Origin of the sequence: Cohnella sp. CFH 77786 (assembly GCF_019400745.1) — a bacterium.
Lineage (GTDB): Bacteria > Bacillota > Bacilli > Paenibacillales > Paenibacillaceae > Cohnella.
In genome coordinates this window covers 423,596-449,801 of sequence record NZ_WJIB01000001.1, presented here as the reverse complement: position 1 = coordinate 449,801, position 26,206 = coordinate 423,596, and the positions used below count along the sequence as shown (strand labels likewise).

Genomic DNA, 26,206 nt, shown 5'->3' with positions numbered 1-26,206 from the left:
GGCATGAGCTTGATGGATGCGTTGTTTTATTGGCTTCAAATGAGGCTGGTGTGCGACTCCCGACCCGAAGACTCGGCCGCGCGGGAAACCGCCGCGTTTTTCGCGCAAATTTTGTCGGAGGACCACGGATTGGTGTCGTTCTCCGTCACTTCGGCGGATGAAACCAAAATTTACGTCGCGTACCGGACCGCGGACGGAACGGAGAGAACCGTCTGGTTCGACCGGGAAGCCGCGGAACAATTAGTCAAAAGCCCGATACTGAGCCGGTACGAGAAAGAACAAGCTGAGAAGGAGCAGGAACGATCATGAGCAACGACCACTCGCTTCCCCCGAGGAAGGGCAAAAGACAGGCGGATCATTCGCCTAAAGCGGCTCCTCCCCGGAAACCTCGGCGTTTGGGCCGGATCGTGTTTGGTTTTCTTGCCCTCGTCATAATCGCGCTCGCGTCCTACGCCGGATATCTGTACTACAAAGCCGACCGAAATCTCGACAAAGTGGCCAACCCCACCGCGTCCAGCGTTCCGAAGGGACAGCTGGCGGATACGAAGCCGATCGGCATGCTCGTCCTCGGCCTGGATACGCGGGCGGAGTCAGGCGGCCTGAACACGGACGTCATGATGGCGGCTGTGTTCAATCCGAAGTCGAAAACGGCGACGGTCGTCTCGATTCCGCGGGACTCGGATTTGGGCCTGGAAGGGTACAAAAAGCAGAAAGCAAACGCGTTCTACGCCGGTTTTCTCACATACGCGCGCAATAAAGAGCATCTGGAGGGCGACGAGGCCCGGCAATACGCGAAAGACCACATGAAGGAAATGATGCAGACGTTTTTCGACGTCCCGATCGATTACACCGTCATGCTCGATTTCCAGGGCTTCGTCGACGTCGTTGACGCGCTTGGAGGCGTGGATGTCTACGTCGATCAGGACATGCGGTACTGGGACAAGGCGGACGGAACGAACATCGACCTCAAGAAAGGCGAACAGACGCTGAAAGGGGAAGACGCCCTCGGCTTCGTCCGCTACCGCAAATCGAGGAACAACATCACGGCCCCCTCCAGCGATTTCGAGCGCAACGACCGCCAGGACCGGGTGCTCGGCGCGATCCTCGACAAGCTCAAGTCGTTCGGGAGCGTCGCCAAGCTGGGCGGCGTGATGGACGCGGTCGGGGACAACATGAAAACCGACATCCCAAGAGATCAAATCAACAACATGATCTCCACTTATTTCGGCATCACGAAGAAAGACGTGCGCTTCATCGCTTTGACGGGTGAATGGAAAAGCCCTTACGTTTATCTCGACCAAGCGAAGCTGGAAGAAGCGAAAGCCGCGCTCAAGGAAGAGCTCCTGCCGGAAGGCCGGCCGTCTGCGCCGATGGCCACCCAGCCCGCCTCGGAGTCCCCGGACAACGGGTAATCCCGCTTGCGCCGCTTTCGCGGCAGGCGGGACGTATGGTATAATGAGGCCAACTCAAGCCGTAAGGAGGGCTGCGGATGGCCGAAACGTTAACGGCGCTGCCCGAGACGTTGTTCACCCAGCTACAGCAAGAAACCTTTGTCCTTCTGCACACGGTCGACGCCGAAAGCGGCAGCCCGACTTCCAGCGCCATCTCGTGGATCTACGCGGTGGATCCCGGAAGGCTCCGCTTCGCCCTCGACGGCCGTTCGCGGCTGATCGGAAACCTCAAAGCCCGGCCCGAAGTGAGCGTTACGCTGTTCGGGAGCGGGAGCGTCCATGCCGTCTACGGCCAGGCTAAAGTGGTCGCCGACAAGCTCGAAGGCGTTCCCTTCGCGCTGGCGTGCGTGGACATCGAAGTATCGGCGGTGCGTGACGCCATGTTTTACGGCGCCCGTCTGTCGGTCCAACCCGAATATGAGAAAACGTATGACAAACGAGCCGCCGACCGCTTGGACGGACAAGTGTTCGACGCCATGAAGAAAGCCCAGTGAGCCTGTTCACTGGGCTTTCTGTCATCTTCCGCGGACTTGTGCGTTCGGAGCGCCGGTATTTTCCGGCGCGGGAGGGGGGACGATATTCCGCGGAATTTGCGGCACGAGGCGGCCGACGATGTCGGACATTTCCTCGGCGAAGCCGGCGACCGGCCTTCCGTTTCTCACGTCGGCCCGGATTTCGCGAAGCCGTTGCGCCAAGTCTACGTCCGCCGTAACGATCGCGTTAATCCCGTACGGATCCTTCCGGAAAGCCTCGGCCACTCCGTATTTCACCGTGCCGACGCGGGAGCGTTCCATCGTCGGATCGACGTCGATGCCGACGATCGCGTATTTGCCGAAGACGACGCAATTCGCGCCTTTCACGCCGCGGATCCGCATCGCCAAATCTTCCAGATGGGAAGCGACGGTCCCTGCGTCGGCCCGATTCATCGGCGTAGCCGCAGGCGCGAAATTCCGGGTTTGAACCTGTCCGTTCCGATCCGGTGCCGGCGCCGCCTGGTTTCTCGCGCAACCTGCCAGTCCGGAGGAAGCGACGGCGACGACAAGGACGCTCGCGCAAAGCGTTTTCCCGTATGCTTTCATATGCGATTCACCACCTTGGAGGAATTCCCCGTCGAAGCAGCGGACTTCGTCGGTTCCAGGGGATCCCGGAACGATCCGAAGCCGTTTGCCCTTGCTCTGCTAGTATTTCCTCTTAACTGCGGCGCTATGTCCAAATCATCGTACCCGGGAGGGACCACCGTTGAAAAAAATTTACGTGCTCGACACGAATGTCCTGCTCCATGACCCCCTTGCGATGTTTTCTTTCGAAGAGAACGAGGTCATCATTCCGTCCGTCGTGCTGGAGGAAATCGACTCCAAGAAACGGCTGGCGGACGAAATCGGGCGGAACGCCCGTTTCGTCTCGCGGGAACTTGACCGAATCCGGGAGGGCGGACATTTGCACAACGGCGTGACGCTCGAAAGCGGCGGCCTGCTCAAGGTCGAAATGAACCACCGCCGCTTCATCCGCGTCCAGGAATCGTTCGGGGAAATGACCAACGACAACCGCATCCTGGCGGTAGCGCTGAATTACCATATCGAGGAGCAAGAAGCCAAGGAGCCGAGGCCGGTCATCTTGGTGAGCAAGGACGTGCTCGTGAGGGTGAAGGCGGACGTCCTCGGCCTTACGGCGCAGGATTACCTGACGGACCGGATCAGTTCGGACACCGACCAATACGCCGGACACGTCACGCTGCACGTCCATCCTTCGGTGATCGACGAGTTTTATAACCACCGTTCGCTGGCCGTCGGCAATTTGGGCGTACCGGAGCGGCTGCTGCCGAACGAATTCGTTATTTTGCGGGATGAACTCGGCACGTCCAAATCGGCTCTGCTGAAGGTGTCGCCCGACGGACGCAAGCTGGAGCCGCTTCACCTGAGCAACGAGCCGGTCTGGGGCATCACGGCGCGCAACGCACAGCAGCGGATGGCGCTCGAGCTGCTGCTGAACGACGAGATTCCGCTCGTGACGCTGTCGGGACGGGCCGGTACGGGGAAAACGCTGCTCACGCTCGCGGCGGGACTGATGAAGGTGGAAGACGAGCACAAATACAAGAAGCTGCTGATCGCGCGCCCCGTCGTTCCGATGGGCAAGGACATCGGTTATTTGCCCGGGGAAAAAGAAGAAAAGCTGCGTCCGTGGATGCAGCCGATTTACGATAATCTGGAATTCCTGTTCGATACGAAAAAATCGGGGGATCTCGACAAAATCCTGATGGGTCTCGGCAGCATCCAAGTGGAGGCGCTCACCTACATCCGCGGCCGGTCCATCCCGGGACAGTTCATCATCATCGACGAGGCCCAGAACTTAAGCAAGCACGAGGTGAAGACAATCGTTTCGCGCGTCGGGGAGAACAGCAAAATCGTGCTGCTGGGAGACCCGGAACAGATCGATCATCCCTATCTCGACGCGCAGAGCAACGGTCTCACCTATCTCGTCGAGAGGTTCAAGGAGGAGGGCATCAGCGGCCACGTCACGCTGGAGAAAGGCGAGCGGTCGCGTCTCGCCCAACTGGCGGCCGAACGGCTATGACGCGCCCGCGGCATCGAGGTCCAGCCATTCGATGCCGCAGCCGTACGCCCCGGCCACGCGTTCCGCCAGTTCGCACAGCTGCCGTTCGATGACCTGCCAGCGCGTTCCGCCGTCCCCGATTTCGGCAATCCTATGTTCCTCCAACTGCATCAAGGCCGGAGCCGCTTCCGCGTCCGGCCTTTCCCGTTTCAGCCGGAAGACGGCGGCGTAGGCCAGATCGATATAGGCGATCCCCTTCGGGGTGACGAAGGCGAAATCGTCAAACCGTTGCGTGCGGATCACGTTTGGGGCCGGCACCGCAAGCAGCTCGCAGGGGTCCGCTTCAACCGGATCATTCGCAAGCGCAGCAAGCGCCTTCGCCGAGGGAGCCGGACTGTCGAAAATCAACACCTCCCGATACCGGTCCAACCATGGGAACCGATCGCCGATTCGCTCGATGATCCGGTCGGGATCTCCCTCGCCGCTGCCTTTCGGAAGCCGTATCTCCATTCCGTATGTTAGCCGCACGCTTTTATCCCCGCTTCCCGTCATGGATTTCATCTCCCATTATACGCGGAAAAAGCGCTTTCGGAAAAAACGAGACATCGGCATTCCGTCCTGCTATCATGGGGAGTGAAGAAATGGGAGGAACGAAAGATCAGGTGAAAGCCGTGGCCCGTCGCAAACTCGCCCTCATATTCCTGTTACTGTTCATGTTCGCTCTGCTCTTGTCCCCGTGGGCATCGGCGCCCAGCCCCCCAATCGCTTCATCGCCGAAGCCGTCGGCGAATCAGGCCGAGCCCCTGCGCCCCGCGGTTGAAGTGAAAGAGCCCGTATCCTTGCGCGTGGCGGTTCCGCTCGACGAAGCCGAATTCGAAGAGCTGCGCAAACAGAACGAGCGGCAATCCTATTTGTTCCGTGACATTCGGGTCGTGCTGGAACGAACGGATCCCGCAGACGCTTATTCGGCGTTCCGTCAAGCCGCACGCCTGGGAGAGGCGGCTGACGTGATGCTGCTGAAGAACGAATGGGTGAAAGCATTCGCGTCGTCCGGCTATTTGGTGCCCGCCGACGCCGCATTCGTGGGGGAAGCGCTGTCCGAGCAGTTCGACGCGCTGTCCGCACCGCTCAAGTGGAACGGGTATCTGTGGGGAGTTCCCCGGGATTTCGATCCGTACGTGCTCGTATGGAACCTGGCGGAGCTGAGGAAAGTTGCCGGGGAATCCGCGGTCCCTCCGCCGGACCTGGCCGGCTGGGCCGATTTGGCGGCCAAAGCGCGCGCTTCGGGCGGGACCGTTCATTTGCTTGCCCTGGACGCACAAGATCCGCTGGCGCTGCTGGCGTGGGTGGAGGCGGTCACCGGGCAGCGAACGGATACGTTATGGCAATCGGATAACGATCCGTGGAACGGCACCGCCAAGGGAGAGGCGATCGCTCTGTTGGAGCGGGAGAAGGCGGGAGTGGCGTTCGGCGTCGAAGGGAGCATCGCGGACGCGCTGGCGGCAGGCGAAACGATGTCGGCGATCCTGCCGAATTCGGCAGCGCACAGGCTGGCTTCGGAGCGGTCGGCAAGCGGCGTCGCGGTGTTCCTGGCGGATCGGTACGCGTGGAAGCTGCCGTTCGTCTGGCCCCGGGGCCGCAGCTTCGCGATCTCGTCCCGCACGCAGGCTGACGAGGCGGCACGAAGGTGGATCGCGGCGATGACGGATGCCGCCGTTCAGCAGGCCAACTGGACCGTAAGCGGCAAGCTGCCCGTTTACCGGTCTTTATACGCGAACAGGAGCGCCGGCGGAGGCTTGTCCTCTTTATTCCCCGTGGGCGCGGCGGCGGCATCGTCGTTTCCGGGACAGCCGCCGGCCGAGTCCGGGCCGGAGCTTCCCGGGCGTCTTGACCGGCTCGGACGGTTATGGAGCGAGTTCGCGGCCGGCAAGATCGGCGCGGCCGATTGGATTCGGCGCTGGCCGGAGACCTTAACCGATCTTCAGCTCGACGATTAGCCGTCCCGGTTCGATTTGGACATCCTGCGCTTTGACGAACTTGATGAGCTTCTGCGGATAGAAGCCGAGGTCGAATTCGCGCTCCAAATCGGCCCGGGTCGTGTCCGGAAGCGCGAGACCGTTAAACGTCAAGGCATCGACATGAAACAGAATGGCGTTCTCCGGCTTTTCCTGAATCGTGTAATGTCCGGCGATCGTAATCTGAAGGTCTCCGTTGTCTCCTTCGAGCACCATGCGGTCTTGCTCGAAACGGATCGTGAACTGCTTGAAATCCGGATCGCGGCTGCGCAGAAACTCGTTTAAGCCGGAGTCGGGAATCGTAAGCTTCGTTTTCAAGCCTTTCGTTTCCATCGTTTCCGGGTGATCGCGGAGCCAATCCGGCAAATCCTGCATGGCGCCGGCCAGCGCGCGGAAGTTGCGCCTGACCTCGTACAGTCCGACGTTTTTCCAATAGGCTTCGAGCTCCGCCATCATTTGACGCAACTGGTTCTCGTCGCCTCTGCCCGCAAGCGCTTTGTCGATTTCGTCCTGCAATCCCAGCAGGCGTTCCCGCTGCTGCCGGAGATTGTCCTCGACGGCGGCGAGCTCGGCTTTGTCCTGCTGGAGGCTTTCGTGTCCTTCCTTGAGCAAGGCATATTGCTGCGAATAGCGGTCCAGAACCTTCCGGTCGGAATCGATGAGGAGCTCCATCCACTCCCACGTCCGAAGCAGTTCGGTCAGCGAGCCCGCGTTCAGCAGGGCGGACAGCAGGAAATCTTTGCGCCCCATATAGTAGGCGCGCAGCACTCGGCCGGCTTGTTCCCGCTGGGAGGAGATAGCGGCTTCCTGCCGGGCGAGCTGCCTCTCGCTTTCCTCGATCTGGATCTGGGTCGTTTGCCGAAGGACGGAAATCCGCTCGATTTCCCGGTCGATTTCGACGACGGACAAGCTTTTTTCGAGCAGCTTCCTCGTCTCTTCCGCCATCGGTTCGGCATGGACGGGGAGAGGCGGCGCGGCGCGGGATAAAGCGAAAATGAGTACGATCGCGAGAAGTCCGGCCCAGGTAAAGCGGCGCATCGGGACCCTCCTTTCGGCGGCCTCGCAGGCGGCGCGGGTAGTCCAACATATGTGTCCGTCTATTATAATATGACGGAAGGGAAGGGGGAAGGAAGTGACGGCCGATTCCATTCACGAAGCCATCCGCGCGGAGATAGAAGCGAGCGGCCGAACCGGCCGGACGCCGGACGGCCAATCCGTTCCTTGTTTCACGTTCCGCGATTACATGTTCTTGTGTCTGTACCATCCGGAATATGGGTACTACCGTTCCGGGATTTCCCGCGTCGGCCGGGAAGGGGATTTCTATACGAGCGCGTACGTCGGGGATGTCATGGGCGGACAATTGGCCGAAAAGCTGGCGGAGCTGGCCTCGGAGCGGTTCCCGGATGAAGTTCGGGTCGAGGCGGTCGATTGGGGCGGCGGGACCGGACGGCTCGGCAGCCAAATGGTGGAAGCTTGGCAGGCGATGGGCGAGTCCGGCCGGCGGTTTCGCCTGACCGTGGTGGAGGGGAATCCGTCGCACCGGCGCCAGGCCGAAGAAACGCTCGCGGACCGGATCGAGAAGGGACAAGCCCGCGTGATTTCCCCGGAGCAAGCGGAGTCGGAGGATTGGGCGGCGAGGAGCGTCATCGTGGTGGCGAACGAGCTCCTGGACGCTTTTCCCGTCCATCGCGTCGTCAAGCGAGGCGGCCGGCTTCTGGAATGGGCGGTTTATTGGGACGACTCCGCCCGGGGCCCCCGATCTTGCCTGACGGAGCTGAGTCTTCCGGAATTGGAGGCTTGGCTTCAGCGGCAATCCGTCCGGCTGGCGGAAGGACAGACGACGGAGATCGGCTGGGAGGGCGCCGGGTGGACGGCCCGGCTGGCTTCTCTGCTCGGGGAAGCCTTGCTCGTCCTCATCGACTACGGGGACGAGACGGCCGAACTGACGGGTTCCCACCGGATGGAAGGCACGCTGATGTGCTATGACCGGCACCGCGCCCATGCAGACCCGTTTCACAGACCGGGGGAACAGGATTTGACGGCTCACGTCGATTTCGATCTCATCCGGTTCCGCGCTTCGGCTTCCGGCTGCAAGGAGCTGTGGTACGGCACGCAGAAACGTTTTCTCGTCGAATCGGGCGTTCTCCTCAAGCTGGCCGAACATGGGATCGCCGATCCGTTCCACCCCGTCGCGCGCCGCAATCGGGCGATCCGGCAGCTGCTGCTGTCGGACGGCATGAGCGAGCTTTTCAAGGTACAGATTTGGGCAAAAACGAAATGAACCAAGTAAAACGGCTAAGCCGTCCTTTTCAGACGGATAGACGTTTTACCGAGATGATTCAGAAAAGTATCGCTGATTATATACTTTCTGAATCACGACAAAAAACCTCCGGTCCGGTTCACGCGGACGGGAGGTTCTTCGTTTAACGGCCCTATGTATGCTGCGGGCGTATTACAGGGGCAGGCCCATCTGGAACACGGACCAATACGTGAAGCCGACAAACGCCACCGCCATGTAGCCCCAGAACATCATCAGGTAAGCGCGCTCGGTGAAATTCAAATATCCGACGAGGAAAAAGACGGCGGTCTGAATGAAGAACAGCAGCGCCATCTCGTACATGTCGCCCGCGAATGCCATGAGGGCGATCGCCAGCGTCCAGAAGCCCAATACCCGGAACATGCGTGCCACGAAAAATCCCCCTCTCTTTCCATCCACCCGATTTCTAAAGCATATTATACCGTTACGTCCGAGTGGGTGTAAACCGCAAGAAGTGACGAAGTGGCAAACTTTTCGTGCCTGATTCGGCAAGAACGGTACTGCTCTTGTTTTCCGAATCGCTTCGACGTTCCCTTTACGGCCATCCAACGGTCAACGTCAGCTTCATCTTTCCCCGTCGTATTCCTACCTATGCGGGAGAGAAAACCCGTTCTCGGAGCCTGCGAAGGTATAGCGGACCGAAAAATGGATATACCTAGGAGTATCCGATAGATTCTATGAATTCTACTACGGGCATAGAAATGAATGAAGAAGCAGACGAAAACAAGTGACGCAAGGAGGCTAAATAACCCATGACGGCTGTGAGACAAGACGCATGGAGCCCGGATGACGATTTGATATTGGCGGAGGTGACGCTGCGGCACATCCGGGACGGCAGCACGCAACTGGCCGCGTTCGAGGAAGTGGGACAGCGCATCGGGCGCACGTCCGCCGCCTGCGGATTCCGCTGGAACAGCTGCGTCCGCAAGCGGTACGACGAAGCGATCGGAATGGCCAAGCAGCAGAGGCAGAAGCGGAACTATTTGAAGAAGCAGGGCATTTCCGCCCTGGCCGGGAACGAACGGTTGACGGCGGAAGAAGGCGATAACGCCAAAAACGAAACGCTGTCCGCAGAGTCCTTGTCCCTGGAAGCGATTATCCGTTATTTGCGCCAATGGAAGGGCACCGTCCAAGAGATGAGCCGGCAGATCCGGCAGCTCGAGAAAGAGCTGAAAGAGAAGGACGACCAGCTGAGAGAATACAAGGAAGAAAACGAACGCCTAAGCAAAGAAGTAAACGTCGTGCAAACGGACTACCAGGTCGTCAACGACGATTACAAGGCGCTGATCCGGATCATGGACCGGGCGCGCCGCCTCGCGTTTCTGACGGAAGAGCAGGAAGAAGAACGGGCGCGGTTCAAAATGGACGCGAACGGAAATCTGGAACGGATCGAATAGCGAGGTATCGCGGCAGGCAGCCTGCTCGGGGACATCTCCCCCGGGCAGGTTGTTTGTTATTTTGATATGATGGGGAAAAAAGCGCGAAAAGGGTGCGGCGGTATGCATCGGTTGGCGGTGATGGGCGGAGGCTCGCTCGGCTTGCTGCTGGCGGGAAAGCTCGCGGCGGCGGGGCTTCCCGCGGAATTGTGGACGCGGACGGAAGAGCAGGCGGCGCGGATCGCCGAGAGCGGCTTGACGTTGGAAGAGCGGGACGGGAGCGTCGCGGTCCGGAGGATCGAAGCGGTTCCGTTCGAGGAGGTGACGCCCGGGTTTGACGGCATCGTTCTGATCGCGTTGAAACAGACCTCGATGGACGGGCGGCTGCTCCGGACGTTGGGCCGCAAGCTGGGCATGAACGCGGGAACGGTGCTATTTCAGAACGGGATCGGTCATGTGGAACGCGTGAGCGGGGCGCTGCCCGGACGGAGACTGCTGGCGGCCGTGACGACGGAAGCGGCGCTCCGGAGCGGGCCCTCGTCGGTCCGCCATACCGGCTCGGGCGAGACATGGATCGGGGAATGGGAGCCTTTATCCGCGGCATCCGACAAGAACGGCATGGCCGATCTGATTTCCGGAGTGGAACAAGCTTTGAAAAAGGCAGGATTTTCCGCGTCGGTGTCGAATGAAATCCGGGAGAGAATGCTGCGGAAATTGCTGATCAACGCGGTGGTGAATCCGCTCACCGCCCTGTGGAGAGTACCGAACGGCGAGCTGACGGCAACGCCCGAGAGAAGGCTTGCCATGGACGCCCTGTTTCGGGAAACGGCGGGGGTTTTGCGGCAGAACGGCTTGCACGGGGCGAAAGATTCCGAGCTTTGGGAGGACGTGCTGCGGGTTTGCCGAGCGACGGCCGCCAACCGTTCCTCCATGCTGCAGGACGTGACGGCCGGACGGGAAACGGAAATCGACGCGTTAAACGGCGCCGTATGCCGCATGGCTGCCGCTTCCGGCCGCGATGCGCCGTGGAACGCCGCAGTCACCGCTCTCGTGAAAGCCATCCAATCGCCGAAGGAGCGCGGGGTATGAGTGGGTTGTGGAAAGCGCTGACGCAAACCTATATGGTCATGGCCGGGCTGCCGTTCATCCCTTTTCTGATCGTTTATGCGATCGGGGTCGTGCGGGGCATGGAGAAGAAGAAAGCGATCCGTCTCTCCATGGACGTGACGAACGTTTTTCTGATCGGAATCGTGGCGGCGCTGCTCAGCAAGCTGTCGGGCTCGAGCTTCGGCTTTTATTTCATCCTCCTGGTGATGCTCATCGGAGCGGGATTGCTGGGCAACGCGCAGAACCGGATCCGCGGCAAAATCGATCCGTACAAAATCGTTCGGGCGATCTGGCGCCTCTCGTTTTTCGCGATGGCCTTGCTCTACGTTCTTCTCATGTCCTTGCAATTGATCCTTCCATCCTCCGCGAATTCATAGGCCGTGCGGCCGCTCGCCGCAAGAAACGCTTTTGACGAGTTTTCCCGCGTTGTGTAAAATCTAAATGGCATCTTACTTGAATTCGATCGGGGGAACGGCCTGTTGAAAGTTACGCCGCTGCAAGAGCCGGTTCTCCGATCTTTATCGGAGCGTTACCGGCAGCAAGAACCAGCAACGGTCGCGCTGTTCGGCGCCCATCCCGGGAACCGCGAGGATTGGCATCTCCGGGCGGAGTGGCTGGACCGTACGGAATCGGACCGGGCCGACCGGGCAAGAGTCGCGCAGGCGCTCAAGCATTATCAGATCGGCGTGGCCGTTCATCCGGCCGCGCAGCGTTCGCTTGAACGGCTCGGTCAGCCGGGCACGCTTGCCGTCGTCGGAGGGCAGCAGGCGGGGCTGTTCGGCGGCGCGCTGTTCATCTTCTACAAAGCGTTGACCGTCATTCAGACGGCCCGCCGCGCAGAGCGGCAATTGGGCCGGACCGTCGTGCCCGTATTCTGGATCGCCGGCGAGGACCACGATTTCGACGAAGCGAATCATGTGTACGTTCAGGCGGCCGACGGCGGGACGCGGCGAATCCGCATCGCTCGTCCGGAAGGGGCGAGGCTCGCGGTGAGCCGGACCAAGGTCGCCAGGACCGATTGGGACGCAGCGCTGGGCGAGCTGGCAAGCACGCTGCCGGATACGGAGTTCAAGCCGCAGCTGCTTGCCGCATTGAGGAACCATACGGAGGATTCGCCGACGCTGAGCCTGGCCTTCGCCCGCCTGCTGGCGGAATGGTTCGGACCCGACGGCCTCGTGCTGCTGGATGCCGACGATCCGGGGCTTCGGGAACTGGAAAGTCCGATGTTCCGCAGGCTCATCGAACGCAACGACGAGCTGGAGTCGGCGCTGGGACGGGGAGAGCGCGCGGTCCTCGACCTCGGCCTCCCGCTGCAGGCGGAAACCGCGCCGGGGAGCGCGAATCTGTTTCTTCATCACGACATGGGCCGGTTGCTGTTATCCAAGGAGAACGGCCGGTATGCCGACCGCAGAGGCCTCGTGACCTTATCGCAACCGGAGATGCTGGCGCTTACCGAGCAAGCGCCGGACCGGCTCAGCACGAACGCGCTCACGCGGCCGCTGATGCAGGATTTCCTGCTGCCGGTGCTGGCCGCCGTGCTCGGACCCTCGGAGCTTGCTTATTGGGGCGTTCTTCGACCCGCTTTCGAATCGTTCGGGCTTCGCATGCCGATTCTCGTGCCGAGGCAATCTTATACCTATTTGGAGCCTTCGATCGCGAAGCTGCTCGGCAAGTATGGCCTCACTCCCGAACAAGCGATGACGCAATGGGAGGAAAAACGGGCGGAGTGGCTGTCGGCGCAAGACCGATGGGATCTCGAAGGCACGTTCCGCGCGGCTCGCGAGCAGTTTATCGCTTTGTACGACCCGGTCTTGAAGACGGTCGCCTCGCTGCAGCCGGGTCTTGCTGCCTTGTCCGAAAACAACCGGGACCGGATCTTGGAACAGATCGCCTATTTGGAAAACCGGTCCCGCGACGCGTTGTCCAAGCAGCACGAAGCCGCGCTGCGGCATTGGGACCGCATTCGCGGATCGCTCGCGCCGGAAGGCAAAGCGCAGGAACGCGTCTACGGCACCCTTCATTTCTGGAACCGATACGGACCCCGGTGGATGGCCGACTTCCGGGAAGTGCCTCTCGATCTGAACGGCAGCCACCGGTTGGTGGAGCTTGCTTGAACGCGGTTCGGGGGGATGGACCGGTTCTGCTAATGAAAGAATTGAATGGGAGGAATACATTCCATGAAAACCTCGATCACCAGCATCGTTCGCGATCCTTCGCTGGCGCCGGAAGGCAAATTGAAGATCGACTGGGTTCAGGCCCATATGCCCGTTCTGAACAAAATCCGCGAGCAGTTCGAGCGCGACCGGCCGTTCAAAGGACTGCGCGTTGCGATCTCCTTGCACCTGGAAGCCAAAACGGCGTATCTCGCGAAAGTCGTGCAAGCCGGAGGCGCGGAAGTCGTCATTACGGGCAGCAACCCGCTGTCCACGCAGGATGACGTTTGCGCGGCGCTCGTGGAAGACGGGATCGCCGTCTTCGCCAAGTACAATCCGGATCCCCAGGAATACAAAGACCTGCTCATCAAGACGCTCGAAACGAAACCGGACCTGATCATCGACGACGGCGGGGACCTCGTGACGATTCTGCACGCCGAGCGCCGGGATTTGCTCGCCGGCGTCCGGGGCGGCGCGGAGGAAACGACGACCGGCATCCTTCGCCTCAAGGCGATGGAGAAGGACGGCTCCCTGCAGTTCCCGATGGTCGCGGTCAACGACGCTTATTGCAAATATTTGTTCGACAACCGTTACGGTACCGGACAGTCCGTATGGGACGGCATCAACCGGACGACGAACCTCGTCGTGGCCGGCAAAACCGTCGTGGTCAACGGATACGGCTGGTGCGGCAAAGGCGTGGCCATGCGGGCCAAAGGCCTTGGCGCGAACGTCGTCGTCACCGAGGTGGACGCCATCCGAGCCGTTGAGGCCTACATGGACGGCTTTACCGTGCTGCCGATGGAAGAGGCGGCGAAGGTCGGGGAATATTTCGTCACGGTTACCGGAAACAAGGACGTCATCCGCGGCGAGCATATCGCGGTCATGAAGGACGGGGCGATCCTTTCCAACGCAGGACACTTCGACGTCGAGGTCAATCTCGTCGAGTTGGCCGCGATGTCCGTCTCCAAGCGGGTCGTCCGCCGAAATATCGAGGAATACACGCTGAAGGACGGCCGCAAAATCTACGTGCTCGCCGAAGGGCGGCTCGTCAACCTCGCGGCCGGCGACGGCCATCCGGCGGAGATCATGGACATGACCTTCGCGCTCCAGGCTTTGTCGCTCCGATACGTCAACGAGAATTATCAGCAAATCGGCAAACGCGTCGTCAACGTGCCGTACGAGCTCGACGAGCAAGTCGCCCGCACGAAGCTGGAAGCGCTCGGGATCCGCATCGATTCGCTGACCGCCGAACAGAAGGCTTATCTGGACAGTTGGGCAGCGCATTAGAATTGTTCTTGTTCGCGATAAACCTCCGTTTCTGCCCTCATCGGCGGAACGGAGGTTTTTTTGCGCTGATCGGTGAAAGAGAGCACCGGTGTGCCACGATTCCGTTCGATTTCCATCAATCCGCTGCAAGAGTGTCCAACGCTGCGGAAGCGGGAGAAATAAGGGCGCTCCTGCATTCATCCAGAAGGTCGACTTAGGTCTGCAACAATAGTGGTGTTCGGTTGACTTAGAAATTAGGTGTCCGTGTCCGCGGCGTCCGATGCGATATGCAAATCCGAACCGTCAACAGCAAGTCATCGATACCCTCGGTAGCACTTGTTAGACGTATACCCCGAATTCCTTGTCATGAACTTATCGACGATTGGCACTTTCCGGCAACCTATCGAGTCTCCTGGACGTCTAGAGGGCAGAAAGCGAAAAAGGGGGACTCCTCTATGTCGACCAGGAAAAAAGTTGGGGGCAGGAGAAACGGGATCGGCAGATTGGCGGCGATGATCGGCTCGCTCGCACTGATGCTCGCATTCGCGGCCGCCTGCAGCAGTAAAAGCGACGATTCCGGGGCTGAAGCTCCGGAAGCTGCGGCACCGGCGGAACAGGCCGCCAATGCGATGGCTTCGTCGTCCGAGCAGGGTGCCGCTTCGAAGTCGTTCGCCAATGCTCCGTCGGCACAAGTGACCGTCCAGGATCAGGCGTCGTCATCGCAATCCGCACAGGCCGGAGCCGACGTCGGGGGCATCGGACCGATCGCGGATCCGGATATGGGCACGAACCGCAAAGTGATTTACAAAGCGAACGTGTCCATGAAAGTCCCCGATTACGATGCCGCGGAAGAGAAGCTGAAGGATGCCATCCACCTCAGCGGGTCGTACGTTTTGCAATTCAACAATACCTTGGATGCAAGCGGCAAAGGGGCGACCTACGTCATCAAAGTACCGGCTGACGGGTTTTCGCCGTTCATCGAGAGGCTTCGCGACATCCAGAAGGACCTTCAGCTCCAAATGGAAGGAAGCGACGTGACCGAAGAGTTCGTCGACCTCACGGCGCGTCTGCAAGCGAAGAAGACGGTTGAAGCCCGCCTGCTCTCTTTCATGGATAAAGCGACGAAGACCGACGATCTCGTGCGTTTCTCGAACGAGCTCGCCGCCGTCCAGGAGCAAATCGAACAGATTAAAGGGCGCATGCGTTACCTCGACCAAAACGTGGCGTATTCGACGGTCAACGTGAGAATGTACGAGGGGACGGAGGACATGGAGCCGGCAGTGCAGAAGGATAAGAATGTCGGCCAGCGCATGGCGGACGCGTTGTCCGGAAGCGCCAAGGCGCTGGGCCAAATCGGCGAGGCGCTGCTCGTCTTCGCGTCTGCCTTGTTGCCTATCCTGGCGTTAGCGGCCGTGATCGGAGTCCCAGCCTATTTCATCGTACGGAGCCAACGGCGGACGCGCAGAGAGGCGGCAGAACAGAAACGCAAAGAATGGAACGCGCGCGCCTCCCTGGAAGCAGCCTTGGAACCCGTCAACGCACCTTCCGCAGCACCCGGCGCTGCTCACGCGAACGATTCGGCGGACGAACCCGGCACCCTTGTGAACGCGCCATCGAATCAAGAGAGAGATCCGAAGTAAGCTTCCTTTACCGCCTAAAATTAAAATTTTTCAAATCCTGCTGCCGAAGCAGGATTTTTATTTTATGGGGCGAATTATTCAAGCTAAGTGGTTTATTGTGGTGGAAAGTGGTGATGAATGGGGGGTGAGGGCGTATGTTTTTGGGGGAATATCAACACAGCATCGACGACAAAGGCAGAATCATTATCCCGGCCAAGTTCCGGGAAGCCCTCGGCCCCGATTTCATCATCACCCGCGGCTTGGATAACTGCTTGTTCGTTTACCCGCGGGCCGAATGGACCCAGTTGGAGCAGAAGATCAAATCGCTGCCGAGCATGGCGGCCAACGCCCGCGCGTTTTCCCGTCTGCTGTTCGCCGGCGCATCCGAATGCGAGTGGGACAAGCAGGGAAGGGTAAACGTGCCGAACCATTTGCGGGACTACGCCAAGCTCGAGAAGGACTGCACCGTCATCGGCGTCTCCACCCGCGTGGAGATTTGGGACAAGGCGACATGGGAAGAATACTCGCGGCAGTCGCAGGATTCTTTCAACGAAATCGCCGAGAAACTGGTCGATTTCGATTTCAACTTCTAATCCGTTTACAACCTCTATGCATAGAAAAAGAAGAACGAAAGGCTCTTGGGGTCCCCGCAAAGGAATCGGAATCCACTTCGGAGCTTAACTTCACTTTGTGGGGAGTTGAGAAGCATGTTTCACCACGTTACGGTACTCAAAGAGGAAGCGGTCGACGGCTTGAACGTCCGGCCGGACGGCATCTACGTCGACTGCACGCTGGGCGGGGCCGGCCATAGCGCGGAAATCGCGGCCAAGCTCGGTTCCGGCGGCCGGTTGATCGCCCTCGACCAGGACGATGCCGCCCTCGAGAACGCGCGGGTTCGACTGGCTCCGTTCGGAGAGGCCGTCACGCTGGTGAAGAGCAATTTTCGCCGCCTGAAGCAAGCGCTTCGTTCGGCCGGCGTGCCGGAACGGGACGGAAATCCCCAGGTTGACGGGGTGCTGTTCGATCTCGGCGTTTCGAGTCCCCAGCTCGACGAGGCCGAACGCGGTTTCAGCTACAACCATGACGCGGAATTGGACATGAGAATGGACCGCGATCAGGCGCTTACGGCCAAAACGATCGTGAACGAATGGGAGGAGCAAGAAATCGCGGCCATTCTCCGGGAGTACGGAGAAGAGAAGTTCGCGCGGGCCATCGCCCGGCACATCGCGGCGGCAAGGTCGAAAGCGCGGATCGAAACGACGGGGGAACTCGTCCAATTAATCAAATCCGCAATACCGGCCCCTGCGAGGAGGACCGGGCCTCATCCGGCCAAACGGACGTTCCAGGCGCTGCGGATCGCGGTTAACGATGAGCTCGGCGCTTTCCGCGACGCGCTCGCGGAAGCGATCGACGTGCTGAAGCCGGGAGGCAGGGTGTCCGTCATTACGTTTCATTCCCTGGAAGACCGGATATGCAAGACGATGTTCGCCGCGGAGGTCGCCTCCTGCACGTGCCCGCCGGATTTTCCGCTGTGCGTGTGCGGGGGCGGGGGAGGCCGGCTCAGGCTGACGCCGAGAAAGCCGATCCTGCCCTCCGAGCGGGAACTGGCCGACAATCCCCGCGCCCGCTCGGCGAAATTGCGGGTCGCGGAAAAAATCTGACTGATCGCTGTCGAACGGTGAAAAACGATATCGAATAAACATAAAGGGGGAACTCGAAAAATGGCATACTACGGGAATTTGGCGCTCCGTCCGGAACGCAAGCCGCAGCAAACGCCGCCGCCGGCCAGGCAGACCGAGAAAATCGTCCGCCGGCGTCAGCTTCCGGTCGGGGAAAAGCTGCTTTACCTCTTCACGGTTGCCGTCTGTGCCGTCGTGGCGGGCCTCATTATTTACCGCTATGCGGAAATCTATCAAATGAACCGCCAGATTCAGGATATGAACCGTACCTATGAACAGACGGTCGGCCAAATGAAAGAACTCCAGCGGGAGGTCGAGCGGCTCAGCGAACCGAAGAGAATCATAGACGAAGCCCGGAAGCTCGGCTATGTCCAGCTGGATCCGAACCGCGGCATCACCGTGGGCGAGAACGGCAACGCCGTCGCCATGGACACGAAGAAATAAAGAGGTAGAACGGATGACCAAGCGGATCAAGCTGAGAACGTTGCTCGTGGGAGGGGTTTTCACCCTCCTTTTTGTCGGTCTGATCTTTCGAATTTATTGGGTCCAGGTCGGTCCCGCTTCGGCGATGTGGGCGGAGAATGCCCGCAAAACCTGGATGACGAGCAAGCCGATCCCCCAGGAGAGGGGGATGCTGCTGGACCGGGACGGCAAGGTGCTGGCTGCAGACGCCGCGGCTTATACGATCGCGGTGGGGCCGCTGAAAATCTCGCAATTGGAAAAGCAAAATCCCGAATGGAGAATCGCAGACCGGATCGTATCCAAGCTGCATAACGTGCTGGGGACGCCGGAAGACAAGCTTCGCGAGATGATCGGCGCCAAGAAGTCTGACGGCTCTTATAAAGATCAGGTCGAGGTCCGCTCGGACGGCTGGAAGGTCGACAAATCGGTCAAAGACCGGCTGGACAAGTTCCGCGGAGAGCTCCGCGACTTGACGAAGAAGGATGACGTCGGCCTCTATTTCGTCGAGGAGCAGAAGCGCTATTATCCGAACGGCATGCTGGCCGCCCACATCCTCGGATATACGAACAAGGACGGCGAGGCCGTCACCGGTCTCGAGAAGAAGCTGGACGACGTGCTCAAGGGTTCGCCCGGCTTTATCCAGTACGAGAAGGACCGCACCGGCGCGCAGCTTCCGAACGGCGAGGTCAAGATGAAGCCGGCCGTAGACGGCAAGAACGTGACCCTCACCCTGGACCGCGACATTCAATTTTACATCGAGGAAGCGCTGCGCGAAGCCTACGATAAGTACCACCCGGTCAGCATCACGGCCATCGCCGCGGATCCGAAAACGATGGATATTCTCGGGATGGCCAGCCTGCCCGCGTTCGATCCGAACCAATATTGGAATTACTCGCAGAATCAGGCCAATTTCAAGGACAATGCCATCCAATCGGTGTACGAGCCGGGCTCGACGTTCAAAATCGTCACCTTGGCCGCGGCCGTGCAGGAAGGCTTGTTCGATCCGAACGAGACGTACAAATCCGGCAGCATCCGCGTGCCGGGCGCGACAATCCGCGACTGGAACACGAAGGGCTGGGGAGAAATCACGTTCCTCGACGGCTTGAAACATTCCAGCAACGTCGGTTTCGTGAAACTGGGCTACGAGAAATTGGGGGCGGATAAGCTTCGCAAATACATCGACAATTTCGGCTTCGGGGTGAAAACGGGCATCGAGCTTCCGGGAGAAATCGCGGGCAGCATTTCCTTCCGAAATAAAATCCCGTCCGAGGTCGCGACCGCCGCGTTCGGACAAGGGCGGGTGCAAGTGACGCCGATCCAGCAGGTGACCGCGGTCGCGGCCGTCGCCAACGGCGGCAAGCTGATGCAGCCCCGTCTGATCCAGTCGGTTTCGGATGCCGACGGCGGCCACAAGCAGGTGTTCGAACCGAAGGTAATCCGCCAAGTCGTGTCCGCCGATACGTCCCGCAAAGTAGGCAACTATCTGGAGTCCGTCGTCAGCGACCTGAAAATCGGAACGGGCAAAAACGCCTATATCCCCGGCTACCGGATCGCGGGGAAAACGGGGACGGCGCAGAAGGTCATCGACGGCAAATATTCCGCGGACAAGTACGTCGTCTCGTTCATCGGCTATGCTCCGGTGGACGATCCGAAAATCGTGCTTTACGTCATCGTGGACGAGCCCCAGTCCGAGACGGCCGGAGGCAGCTCCGTCGCGGCCCCGATTTTCAAGAAAATCATGGAGCAGTCGCTGCGCCATCTGGGGATTGCGCCGAACTTGCCGGATTCGCAAGACAAGGACGCCAAGCAAGCGGCGGCCGCCGCCCTCAAAGCCGCGGAGGTGACGGCCAGCGTTCCCGACGTGACGGGGATGGCCGTGGCCCAAGCGAAGAGCGAGGTCACCAGGCGATCCTTCGGCGTCCAGGTCATCGGCAAAGGCGGCAAGGTGGTCCAGCAATTGCCCAAGTCGGGAAGCGTGCTGCCCAAATCGCAATCCATTTACCTGCTGACGGATTCCAAAATCGGAGCCGTGCCGGATTTCACGGGGCTCTCGCTGAGAGACGCGATGGAGCTGTGCTCCTTGCTCAAGGCGGGCTGCACGGTTCGCGGGGAAGGCTATGTCGTCTCGCAGCAAGCCGTGAACGCCGGCGGCAAGCTGACGGTCAAACTGACCCTTGCTCCGCCGGACGGTACGGCCGCAGCCGCCGCGGCCGACGAGGCGAAGAAGCCGGATTCCGCGCCGAATGGCTGACGGCTTGTTCTAAATCCCCCTTGACGCTGAATAGGGATGAACAAACGCGTGTCCCAAGGTGACGTGCGCTTGTCGTCGCGAAAGGCGGGATAAGGGGGTTTTTTCATGAAAATATCCCAGGTTACGGTTCGCAAACGGTTATTTTGGGCGCTTCTGTTCGTCGTGTTCGCCTTTGCCGCCCTGATCGTCCGGCTAGGCTACGTTCAGTTGTGGAAAGGTGCCGAGCTGGCGCAGCTGGCGGAAGACAACTGGCGAAGGGAAATTCCTTTCCAGGCCAAACGGGGGGAAATCGTCGACCGAAACGGCGTGCGTCTGGCCTACAATATCAGCTCTCCCACCGTGTGGGCGATCCCCGCCCAGATCAAAGACAAGGAAGAGACCGCGCGCCGGCTCGCTCCCGTGCTGGGCACGAGCGAGAGCAAGCTGCTTGCCCAGCTGAAGAAAAACGAAATGTACGTGGACCTCAAGCCGGCCGGCCGAAAAATCACGCTGGAAAAGGCGCAGGAGGTGCGGAATCTGGGGCTGCCCGGCATCGTGATCGGGGAAGACAACAAGCGGTATTATCCGTTCAAGAACTTGGCTTCCCACATCCTCGGCTTTACCGGAGGCTACAACCAGGGACTTACCGGCTTGGAGCTGCGGTACGACGAGCGATTGAAAGGCCTGCCGGGCAGCGTATCCTTCCTGACGGACGCCGCCGGCAGGCAAATGCCGAACTCCACCGACCACTATTCGGCGCCGAGGGACGGCCTGCGGCTGCAACTGACGCTCGACCAATCCGTGCAATCGATCGTCGAGCGGGAATTGGACCAGGCGATGCTGAAATTCCAGGCCAAAAGCGTGATCGCCATCGCGATGAACCCGAACAACGGGGAAATCCTGGCCATGGCGAGCCGCCCCGATTACGAGCCCGACAAGTACCGGGAAGTCTCCTCCGAGATTTTCAACCGGAACCTCCCGATCTGGATGACGTACGAGCCCGGATCGACGTTCAAGATCATCACGCTCGCGGCGGCCCTGCAGGAGGGGAAAGTGGATCTGGAGCGGGAGCATTTCTACGACCCGGGATCCGTGGAGGTCGGCGGAGCGAGGCTTCGCTGCTGGAAGAAAGGCGGGCACGGCAGCCAGACGTTCCTGGAGGTCGTGGAAAATTCCTGCAACCCGGGGTTCGTGGCGCTCGGGCAGAGGCTCGGGAAGGAAAAGCTGTTCTCCTACATCAACGCCTTCGGCTTCGGACAGAAAACCGGCATCGACCTGAACGGAGAGGAAAACGGGATCCTCTTCAAGCCGTCGCGCGTCGGGCCGGTCGAACTGGCGACGACGGCGTTCGGCCAAGGCGTGTCGGTCACGCCGATCCAGCAGATCACGGCCGTGTCCGCGGCGATCAACGGGGGCAAGCTGTATAAGCCCCATGTAGCCAAAGCGTGGATCCAGCCGGAGACGGGAGCGATGCTGGAGGAGGTGCAGCCGGAGCTGGTCCGGGAAGTGATTTCCCCGGAGACGTCCAAGAAGGTGAGGGAAGCGCTGGAGAAGGTCGTGGCCCAAGGGACCGGCCGCAACGCGTTCCTGGACGGCTACCGGGTCGGAGGGAAAACCGGAACCGCGCAGAAGGTCGTGGGAGGGAGGTATTCCCCGGATGAGCATATCGTATCGTTTATCGGCTTCGCTCCCGCCGACGATCCCCAGCTCATCGTGTACGTGGCGGTGGACGATCCGCAGGGCATCCAGTTCGGCGGGCTCGTCGCCGCGCCGATCGTCCGCGGCATCCTGGCGGACGCCCTTCCCTACCTCGGCGTGAAGCCGCGTACCAAACAGGTGGAGAAGGAATATAAATACGGAGATGCGCCGATCGTGACCGTACCGAATCTCGTCGGCAAAACCGTATCCGATATCTACGAAGACCTGAACATGAATTTCCAGCTCGCCGCTTCCGGTTCCGGAAGCACGGTCATCCGCCAGGCTCCCGTCGCGGGAACGCGGATGGAGAGAGGTTCGGTCATCCGGATTTACCTCGGCGCGGAGAACTGATCGCCCGGTTCCCTTGATCCCGCGGTTTGCTTGCATGATAATGGGGGTACTCGGGTCGAAGGAGGCCGCGCAACATGAATCTCCTCGAGTTATCGAGGCAACTGCTCATTTCCCGGATCGTCGGCGACGGGAACGCCGAGATCCAAGACCTGGAGACCGATTCCCGCAAGGCGAAGCCGGGCGATCTGTTCTTCTGCCTGCCCGGGCATACCGTCGACGGTCATCAATTCGCCGGCGAAGCGGCCGGCAAGGGTGCCGCCGCGCTCGTCGTATCGCGCGAGCTGCCCGTTCCGCTGCCGCAGCTGGTCGTGCCGGACCCGTGGCTTGCCCTCGCGTTATTGGCCGATTTCTTTCACGGCCGTCCTTCCCGCACGCTGCGGCCGATCGGCGTGACCGGGACCAACGGCAAAACGACAACCACCTACCTGATCGAGAAAATCCTGTCCGATTCCGGCGTCTCCGCCGGCGTCATCGGAACGATCGAGGCCCGATACGGCGGCGTCAGGCATCCGATGTCGCGGACGACGCCCGGCGTTCTGGAATTGCAGCGGATATTCCGTTCCATGGTGGATGCCGGGACGGATCGGTGCGTCATGGAAGTATCCTCCCATTCGCTGGAGCAAGGGCGGGTCAAGGGGGTCCGTTTCCGAACCGCCGTCTTCACGAACTTGACGCAGGACCATCTGGATTACCACGGCACGATGGAGGCCTATGAAGCGGCCAAGGGGCTGTTCTTCTCCCGGCTGGGCAACGAATACGCGGCGAACCCGGAAGACCGGGTATACGCGGCTTTGAACGCCGACGACCCCGCATCCGCCCGGTTCGCCAAGCTGACGGCAGCGGAAGTGATCACGTACGGCATCGACCGGGAAGCCGACTTGCGGGCGAAAGACGTCGCCGTTACGGCGCGGGGAACGTCGTTCACCTTGTCGACGATCCACGGAGAGCGGCAGGTTCGGCTCCGGATGGTGGGCAAGTTCAACGTGTACAACGCCCTTGCCGCGCTCGCCGCGGCGGCGTGCGAACGGATCCCGCTGGATGCCGCCGTAGCCAGCCTGGAGTCGGTCTCCGGCGTTCCGGGGCGCGTGGAGGCCGTGGACGAGGGCCAGCCCTTCGCCGTCGTGGTCGACTACGCGCACACGCCGGACGGTTTGGACAACGTCCTGCGCACGGTCCGGGAGCTGGCGGCCGGCCGCGTCATATGCGTGTTCGGCTGCGGCGGGGACCGGGACCGCACCAAGCGTCCGCTCATGGGCAAGATCGCCGCCGCCCTCGCGGATTCGGTGATCGTGACAAGCGACAATCCCCGGACGGAAGACCCGATGGCCATCCTGAAAGACATCGAGACGGGACTTCTGGAGGCGAACGTGGACCCCGACCGGTACGTGCTGCTGCCCGACCGCCGCGAGGCGATCGAAAAAGCGGTTGAAATGGCAAGCCCCGGGGATGTAGTATTGATTGCGGGGAAAGGCCATGAAACCTATCAAATCATCGGCGGCGTCACCTATGATTTCGATGACCGCCTGGCGGCGAGAGACGCCATAAGGAGCATAACAAAGTGATGCAAGCAACCCTTCAGGAAGCCGCCGGCTGGTGCGGCGCGACATACGGCGAGGCGTCCGGCGGCACGAGGCTCGCCGGCGTCTCGACGGACACCCGGAGCCTGAAGCCGGGGCAGCTGTTCGTCCCCCTCTCCGGCGAGAGGTTCGACGGACACGATTACTTAGACGCGGCACGGGAAGCCGGGGCGGCGGCGTCCCTCTGGCAGAGGAACCGCCCGGTCCCCCCGAATCCGGGATTGCCGCTGCTGCTGGTGGACGATACGCTGGTTGCCCTTCAGCGGCTGGCGCAGGGATACTTGGAAACGATGAACGCCAAAGTTGCGGCCGTTACCGGAAGCAACGGGAAAACGACGACGAAGGACCTCGTCTCTGCTGTACTTGCGACGCGTCTGCGCGTCCACAAGACGGAAGGGAATTTCAATAACGAAATCGGTTTGCCGCTGACGATTCTGCGCGCGAATCCCGATACGGAAGCGTTCGTGCTCGAGATGGGCATGAGCGGCTTCGGGGAGATCTCCCTGCTCACCCGGCTGGCTCGACCGGACTTGGCCGTGATCACGAACATCGGCGAATCCCACCTGCTCCAGCTGGGATCGCGGCGGAATATCGCGCGGGCCAAGCTGGAAATCGCGGAGGGGCTGAAGCCCGGCGGGCTCCTCATCGTGAACGGCGACGAGCCGCTTCTTGCCGAGGAGCTGGCCCGCATGCCGCTGCCGCCCGGCGTATCCGTCTTCACGTACGGGGAAGGGGAAAGCTGCGACTATGCGGCCTCCGACGTCCGCGTGTCCGCGGAACGGACTGGCTTCAGCGTCCGGACCCGCAGCGGCGGCGAACCGGAATCTTACGAGATTCCCGTGCCGGGCAAGCACAACGCGCTGAACGCGCTCGCGGCGGTCGCGGCCGGCAAGGCGTTCGGGCTGACGCGCGGCGAAATCGCCGAAGGCCTGCGCGCCGCCAGGCTGACCGGCATGCGCGTCGAAAGATCGAACGCGGCCAACGGCGCGGTCATTCTTAACGATGCCTACAACGCCAGCCCGACGTCCGTCCGGGCTGCGATCGGCCTGATGTCCGGCCTGAGCGGATACCGTAACAAACGGCTCGTGCTCGGCGACATGCTGGAGCTCGGACCCGACGAAGCGGCCTATCACGCGGAAATCGGCCGTGCCGTCACCCCGGATGCGGCGGACTACGTTTACGTATACGGACCCTTGTCTGTCCACATCGCCGAAGAAGCCCGAGGAGCTTACCCGCCGGGGGCGGTGCGCCATTTTTCCGATAAGCGGGAACTGATGGACACGCTGGTGCGGGAAACGGAACCGGCGGACCTCGTTTTGGTCAAAGGCTCGCGCGGCATGAAGCTGGAAGAAATCGTAGCCGCGCTGCAGAAAGGGGACGCACGGTAGCCATGGACTACGGATCCGTATTGCTTACGCTGGGCGTGTCTTTCGTGCTGGCGGTCCTGTTCGGGCCCCTGCTCATCCCGCTGCTGCGCCGCCTGAAGTTCGGGCAGCAGGTGAGGGACGACGGCCCGCAGTCCCATCTGAAGAAAACCGGTACGCCCACGATGGGCGGGGTGATCATCCTGCTCGCCCTGACGGTCGCGTACCTGAAGTTCTCCGACCGGGGCTACGAGTTCTGGGCGATCCTGGTCGCTTCTCTCGGTTTCGGGCTCGTCGGGTTTCTCGACGACTATATCAAAATCGCGTTCAAGCGTTCCCTCGGGCTGACCGCCAAGCAGAAACTTTTCGGACAGCTGCTGTTTTCCCTCGTATTTTGCGGAATCCTATATAACCATCACCATCCGACGACGATCGGATTTCCGGGCGTAAGCGGCACCTTGGATTTGGGGCTCGGCTACTACGTTCTCGCGGTCATTATGTTCTTCGCGTCGAGCAACTCGGTCAACTTTACCGACGGGCTGGACGGGCTGTTGTCCGGCACGAGCGCCTTGGCTTTCGGAGCCTTCGCCGTCATCGCGGTGGAGGCGGCGGAGCCGCAGGCCGCCGTGTTTTCGGCCGCGCTGGTCGGCGCCGTGCTCGGCTTTCTCGTGTATAACGCCCACCCCGCGAAGGTGTTCATGGGCGACACGGGTTCGCTCGGCATCGGGGGCGGGCTGGCAGCGGTAGCGATCCTGACGAAGACGGAGATCCTGCTCGTCGTCATCGGCGGCGTGTTCGTGGTGGAGATGCTTTCCGTCATCATCCAGGTCGCCTCGTTCAAGACGAGGGGCAAGCGGGTTTTCAAAATGAGCCCGATCCACCATCATTTCGAGCTGTCGGGATGGTCGGAATGGCGCGTCGTCACGACGTTCTGGTTCGCGGGGCTGCTGCTGGCCGCCGCGGGTCTGTTCTTGTACAAGATATAAAGGGG

Annotated in this window: 24 protein-coding genes; 20 read left to right on the top strand and 4 right to left on the bottom strand. The window is 60.8% G+C overall.

Annotation, left to right across the window (positions count from 1 at the left end):
• Positions 1-3: 3 nt before the first annotated feature.
• The 3 genes from GE107_RS02120 (at position 4) to GE107_RS02110 (ending at position 1,945) form a co-directional block, all read left to right on the top strand.
• A complete protein-coding gene (locus tag GE107_RS02120; protein ID WP_219637812.1) occupies positions 4-309 on the top strand; it encodes a hypothetical protein in 306 nt (101 codons plus the stop codon).
• Positions 306-1,412: an LCP family protein gene (locus GE107_RS02115; RefSeq protein ID WP_219637811.1), complete on the top strand. Its 1,107-nt coding sequence runs from the start codon at positions 306-308 to the stop codon at positions 1,410-1,412. The genes GE107_RS02120 and GE107_RS02115 overlap by 4 nt, the downstream gene beginning before the upstream one ends.
• Positions 1,413-1,489: 77 nt before the next feature.
• Complete coding sequence (locus GE107_RS02110) at positions 1,490-1,945, top strand: pyridoxamine 5'-phosphate oxidase family protein (protein WP_219637810.1); 456 nt, start codon at positions 1,490-1,492, stop codon at positions 1,943-1,945.
• Between the two features lie 21 nt (positions 1,946-1,966).
• On the opposite strand, the gene GE107_RS02105 is transcribed toward GE107_RS02110, so the two are convergent.
• Positions 1,967-2,530, bottom strand: coding sequence for a YhcN/YlaJ family sporulation lipoprotein (locus GE107_RS02105; protein ID WP_219637809.1), 564 nt, complete (start codon positions 2,528-2,530; stop codon positions 1,967-1,969).
• A 160-nt stretch (positions 2,531-2,690) separates the two neighbouring features.
• On the opposite strand from GE107_RS02105, the gene GE107_RS02100 reads away from it, so the two are divergent.
• A complete protein-coding gene (locus GE107_RS02100) occupies positions 2,691-4,022 on the top strand; it encodes a PhoH family protein (protein WP_219637808.1) in 1,332 nt (443 codons plus the stop codon).
• Here the strand turns inward: GE107_RS02100 and GE107_RS02095 are convergent.
• A complete protein-coding gene (locus GE107_RS02095) occupies positions 4,017-4,553 on the bottom strand; it encodes a hypothetical protein (RefSeq protein ID WP_219637807.1) in 537 nt (178 codons plus the stop codon). The two genes, GE107_RS02100 and GE107_RS02095, sit on opposite strands and share 6 nt — an antisense overlap.
• A gap of 89 nt (positions 4,554-4,642) precedes the next feature.
• Between GE107_RS02095 and GE107_RS02090 the strand changes: the two genes are divergently transcribed.
• Positions 4,643-5,998, top strand: coding sequence for an ABC transporter substrate-binding protein (locus tag GE107_RS02090; RefSeq protein WP_219637806.1), 1,356 nt, complete (start codon positions 4,643-4,645; stop codon positions 5,996-5,998).
• Here the strand turns inward: GE107_RS02090 and GE107_RS02085 are convergent.
• The gene (locus GE107_RS02085; protein WP_219637805.1) at positions 5,972-7,054 is read right to left on the bottom strand and encodes a coiled-coil domain-containing protein; all 1,083 of its coding nucleotides are present in this window, start codon (positions 7,052-7,054) and stop codon (positions 5,972-5,974) included. The genes GE107_RS02090 and GE107_RS02085 overlap by 27 nt on opposite strands.
• 94 nt (positions 7,055-7,148) lie before the next feature.
• Here GE107_RS02085 and GE107_RS02080 point away from each other — a divergent pair, with 94 nt between their 5' ends.
• Positions 7,149-8,297: a class I SAM-dependent methyltransferase gene (locus GE107_RS02080; RefSeq protein ID WP_219637804.1), complete on the top strand. Its 1,149-nt coding sequence runs from the start codon at positions 7,149-7,151 to the stop codon at positions 8,295-8,297.
• 171 nt (positions 8,298-8,468) lie between these two features.
• Here GE107_RS02080 and GE107_RS02075 read toward each other — a convergent pair whose 3' ends face one another.
• Entirely contained in the window at positions 8,469-8,705 is a 237-nt protein-coding gene (locus GE107_RS02075) for a DUF2626 domain-containing protein (protein ID WP_219637803.1), read from the bottom strand.
• A gap of 380 nt (positions 8,706-9,085) precedes the next feature.
• On the opposite strand from GE107_RS02075, the gene GE107_RS02070 reads away from it, so the two are divergent.
• From GE107_RS02070 to mraY, 14 genes are all read left to right on the top strand, one after another.
• Positions 9,086-9,730, top strand: coding sequence for an RsfA family transcriptional regulator (locus GE107_RS02070; RefSeq protein WP_219637802.1), 645 nt, complete (start codon positions 9,086-9,088; stop codon positions 9,728-9,730).
• A 102-nt stretch (positions 9,731-9,832) separates the two neighbouring features.
• Positions 9,833-10,798 carry a ketopantoate reductase family protein gene (locus GE107_RS02065; protein WP_219637801.1) on the top strand — a complete coding sequence of 322 codons (966 nt, stop codon included), beginning with the start codon at positions 9,833-9,835 and terminating at the stop codon, positions 10,796-10,798.
• Positions 10,795-11,193, top strand: a complete 399-nt coding sequence (locus tag GE107_RS02060; RefSeq protein ID WP_219637800.1) for a DUF3397 domain-containing protein — start codon at positions 10,795-10,797, stop codon at positions 11,191-11,193. The genes GE107_RS02065 and GE107_RS02060 overlap by 4 nt, the downstream gene beginning before the upstream one ends.
• Before the next feature lie 102 nt (positions 11,194-11,295).
• The gene (gene bshC / locus GE107_RS02055; RefSeq protein ID WP_219637799.1) at positions 11,296-12,930 is read left to right on the top strand and encodes a bacillithiol biosynthesis cysteine-adding enzyme BshC; all 1,635 of its coding nucleotides are present in this window, start codon (positions 11,296-11,298) and stop codon (positions 12,928-12,930) included.
• A gap of 63 nt (positions 12,931-12,993) precedes the next feature.
• Positions 12,994-14,256: an adenosylhomocysteinase gene (locus GE107_RS02050; protein WP_219637798.1), complete on the top strand. Its 1,263-nt coding sequence runs from the start codon at positions 12,994-12,996 to the stop codon at positions 14,254-14,256.
• Positions 14,257-14,690: 434 nt separating this feature from the next.
• Positions 14,691-15,875: a DUF4349 domain-containing protein gene (locus GE107_RS02045; RefSeq protein WP_219637797.1), complete on the top strand. Its 1,185-nt coding sequence runs from the start codon at positions 14,691-14,693 to the stop codon at positions 15,873-15,875.
• A gap of 134 nt (positions 15,876-16,009) precedes the next feature.
• Positions 16,010-16,447 carry a division/cell wall cluster transcriptional repressor MraZ gene (gene mraZ / locus GE107_RS02040; RefSeq protein WP_219637796.1) on the top strand — a complete coding sequence of 146 codons (438 nt, stop codon included), beginning with the start codon at positions 16,010-16,012 and terminating at the stop codon, positions 16,445-16,447.
• 114 nt (positions 16,448-16,561) lie between these two features.
• The gene (gene rsmH, locus GE107_RS02035; RefSeq protein WP_219637795.1) at positions 16,562-17,515 is read left to right on the top strand and encodes a 16S rRNA (cytosine(1402)-N(4))-methyltransferase RsmH; all 954 of its coding nucleotides are present in this window, start codon (positions 16,562-16,564) and stop codon (positions 17,513-17,515) included.
• Positions 17,516-17,575: 60 nt separating this feature from the next.
• Positions 17,576-17,977 (top strand): cell division protein FtsL, encoded by a 402-nt coding sequence (gene ftsL2 / locus GE107_RS02030; protein ID WP_219637794.1) that lies wholly within the window; start codon positions 17,576-17,578, stop codon positions 17,975-17,977.
• Between the two features lie 13 nt (positions 17,978-17,990).
• The gene (locus GE107_RS02025) at positions 17,991-20,246 is read left to right on the top strand and encodes a penicillin-binding protein (protein ID WP_219637793.1); all 2,256 of its coding nucleotides are present in this window, start codon (positions 17,991-17,993) and stop codon (positions 20,244-20,246) included.
• 105 nt (positions 20,247-20,351) lie between these two features.
• Complete coding sequence (locus GE107_RS02020; RefSeq protein ID WP_219637792.1) at positions 20,352-22,274, top strand: stage V sporulation protein D; 1,923 nt, start codon at positions 20,352-20,354, stop codon at positions 22,272-22,274.
• Between the two features lie 74 nt (positions 22,275-22,348).
• Entirely contained in the window at positions 22,349-23,836 is a 1,488-nt protein-coding gene (locus GE107_RS02015; protein ID WP_219637791.1) for a UDP-N-acetylmuramoyl-L-alanyl-D-glutamate--2,6-diaminopimelate ligase, read from the top strand.
• Positions 23,836-25,239: a UDP-N-acetylmuramoyl-tripeptide--D-alanyl-D-alanine ligase gene (locus GE107_RS02010; RefSeq protein ID WP_255570134.1), complete on the top strand. Its 1,404-nt coding sequence runs from the start codon at positions 23,836-23,838 to the stop codon at positions 25,237-25,239. Before GE107_RS02015 ends, GE107_RS02010 begins: the two co-directional genes overlap by 1 nt.
• A 2-nt stretch (positions 25,240-25,241) precedes the next feature.
• Positions 25,242-26,201 (top strand): phospho-N-acetylmuramoyl-pentapeptide-transferase, encoded by a 960-nt coding sequence (mraY, locus tag GE107_RS02005; RefSeq protein WP_219637789.1) that lies wholly within the window; start codon positions 25,242-25,244, stop codon positions 26,199-26,201.
• Positions 26,202-26,206 lie beyond the last annotated feature (5 nt).

Coding starts and splice junctions, on each gene's coding strand:
- GE107_RS02120 (WP_219637812.1), top strand. CDS start 4: ATGAGCTTGATGGATGCGTTGTTTTATTGGCTTCAAATGAGGCTGGTG.
- GE107_RS02115 (WP_219637811.1), top strand. CDS start 306: ATGAGCAACGACCACTCGCTTCCCCCGAGGAAGGGCAAAAGACAGGCG.
- GE107_RS02110 (WP_219637810.1), top strand. CDS start 1,490: ATGGCCGAAACGTTAACGGCGCTGCCCGAGACGTTGTTCACCCAGCTA.
- GE107_RS02105 (WP_219637809.1), bottom strand. CDS start 2,530: ATGAAAGCATACGGGAAAACGCTTTGCGCGAGCGTCCTTGTCGTCGCC.
- GE107_RS02095 (WP_219637807.1), bottom strand. CDS start 4,553: ATGACGGGAAGCGGGGATAAAAGCGTGCGGCTAACATACGGAATGGAG.
- GE107_RS02090 (WP_219637806.1), top strand. CDS start 4,643: ATGGGAGGAACGAAAGATCAGGTGAAAGCCGTGGCCCGTCGCAAACTC.
- GE107_RS02085 (WP_219637805.1), bottom strand. CDS start 7,054: ATGCGCCGCTTTACCTGGGCCGGACTTCTCGCGATCGTACTCATTTTC.
- GE107_RS02070 (WP_219637802.1), top strand. CDS start 9,086: ATGACGGCTGTGAGACAAGACGCATGGAGCCCGGATGACGATTTGATA.
- GE107_RS02065 (WP_219637801.1), top strand. CDS start 9,833: ATGCATCGGTTGGCGGTGATGGGCGGAGGCTCGCTCGGCTTGCTGCTG.
- GE107_RS02060 (WP_219637800.1), top strand. CDS start 10,795: ATGAGTGGGTTGTGGAAAGCGCTGACGCAAACCTATATGGTCATGGCC.
- GE107_RS02050 (WP_219637798.1), top strand. CDS start 12,994: ATGAAAACCTCGATCACCAGCATCGTTCGCGATCCTTCGCTGGCGCCG.
- GE107_RS02045 (WP_219637797.1), top strand. CDS start 14,691: ATGTCGACCAGGAAAAAAGTTGGGGGCAGGAGAAACGGGATCGGCAGA.
- mraZ (WP_219637796.1), top strand. CDS start 16,010: ATGTTTTTGGGGGAATATCAACACAGCATCGACGACAAAGGCAGAATC.
- rsmH (WP_219637795.1), top strand. CDS start 16,562: ATGTTTCACCACGTTACGGTACTCAAAGAGGAAGCGGTCGACGGCTTG.
- ftsL2 (WP_219637794.1), top strand. CDS start 17,576: ATGGCATACTACGGGAATTTGGCGCTCCGTCCGGAACGCAAGCCGCAG.
- GE107_RS02025 (WP_219637793.1), top strand. CDS start 17,991: ATGACCAAGCGGATCAAGCTGAGAACGTTGCTCGTGGGAGGGGTTTTC.
- GE107_RS02020 (WP_219637792.1), top strand. CDS start 20,352: ATGAAAATATCCCAGGTTACGGTTCGCAAACGGTTATTTTGGGCGCTT.
- GE107_RS02015 (WP_219637791.1), top strand. CDS start 22,349: ATGAATCTCCTCGAGTTATCGAGGCAACTGCTCATTTCCCGGATCGTC.
- GE107_RS02010 (WP_255570134.1), top strand. CDS start 23,836: ATGCAAGCAACCCTTCAGGAAGCCGCCGGCTGGTGCGGCGCGACATAC.
- mraY (WP_219637789.1), top strand. CDS start 25,242: ATGGACTACGGATCCGTATTGCTTACGCTGGGCGTGTCTTTCGTGCTG.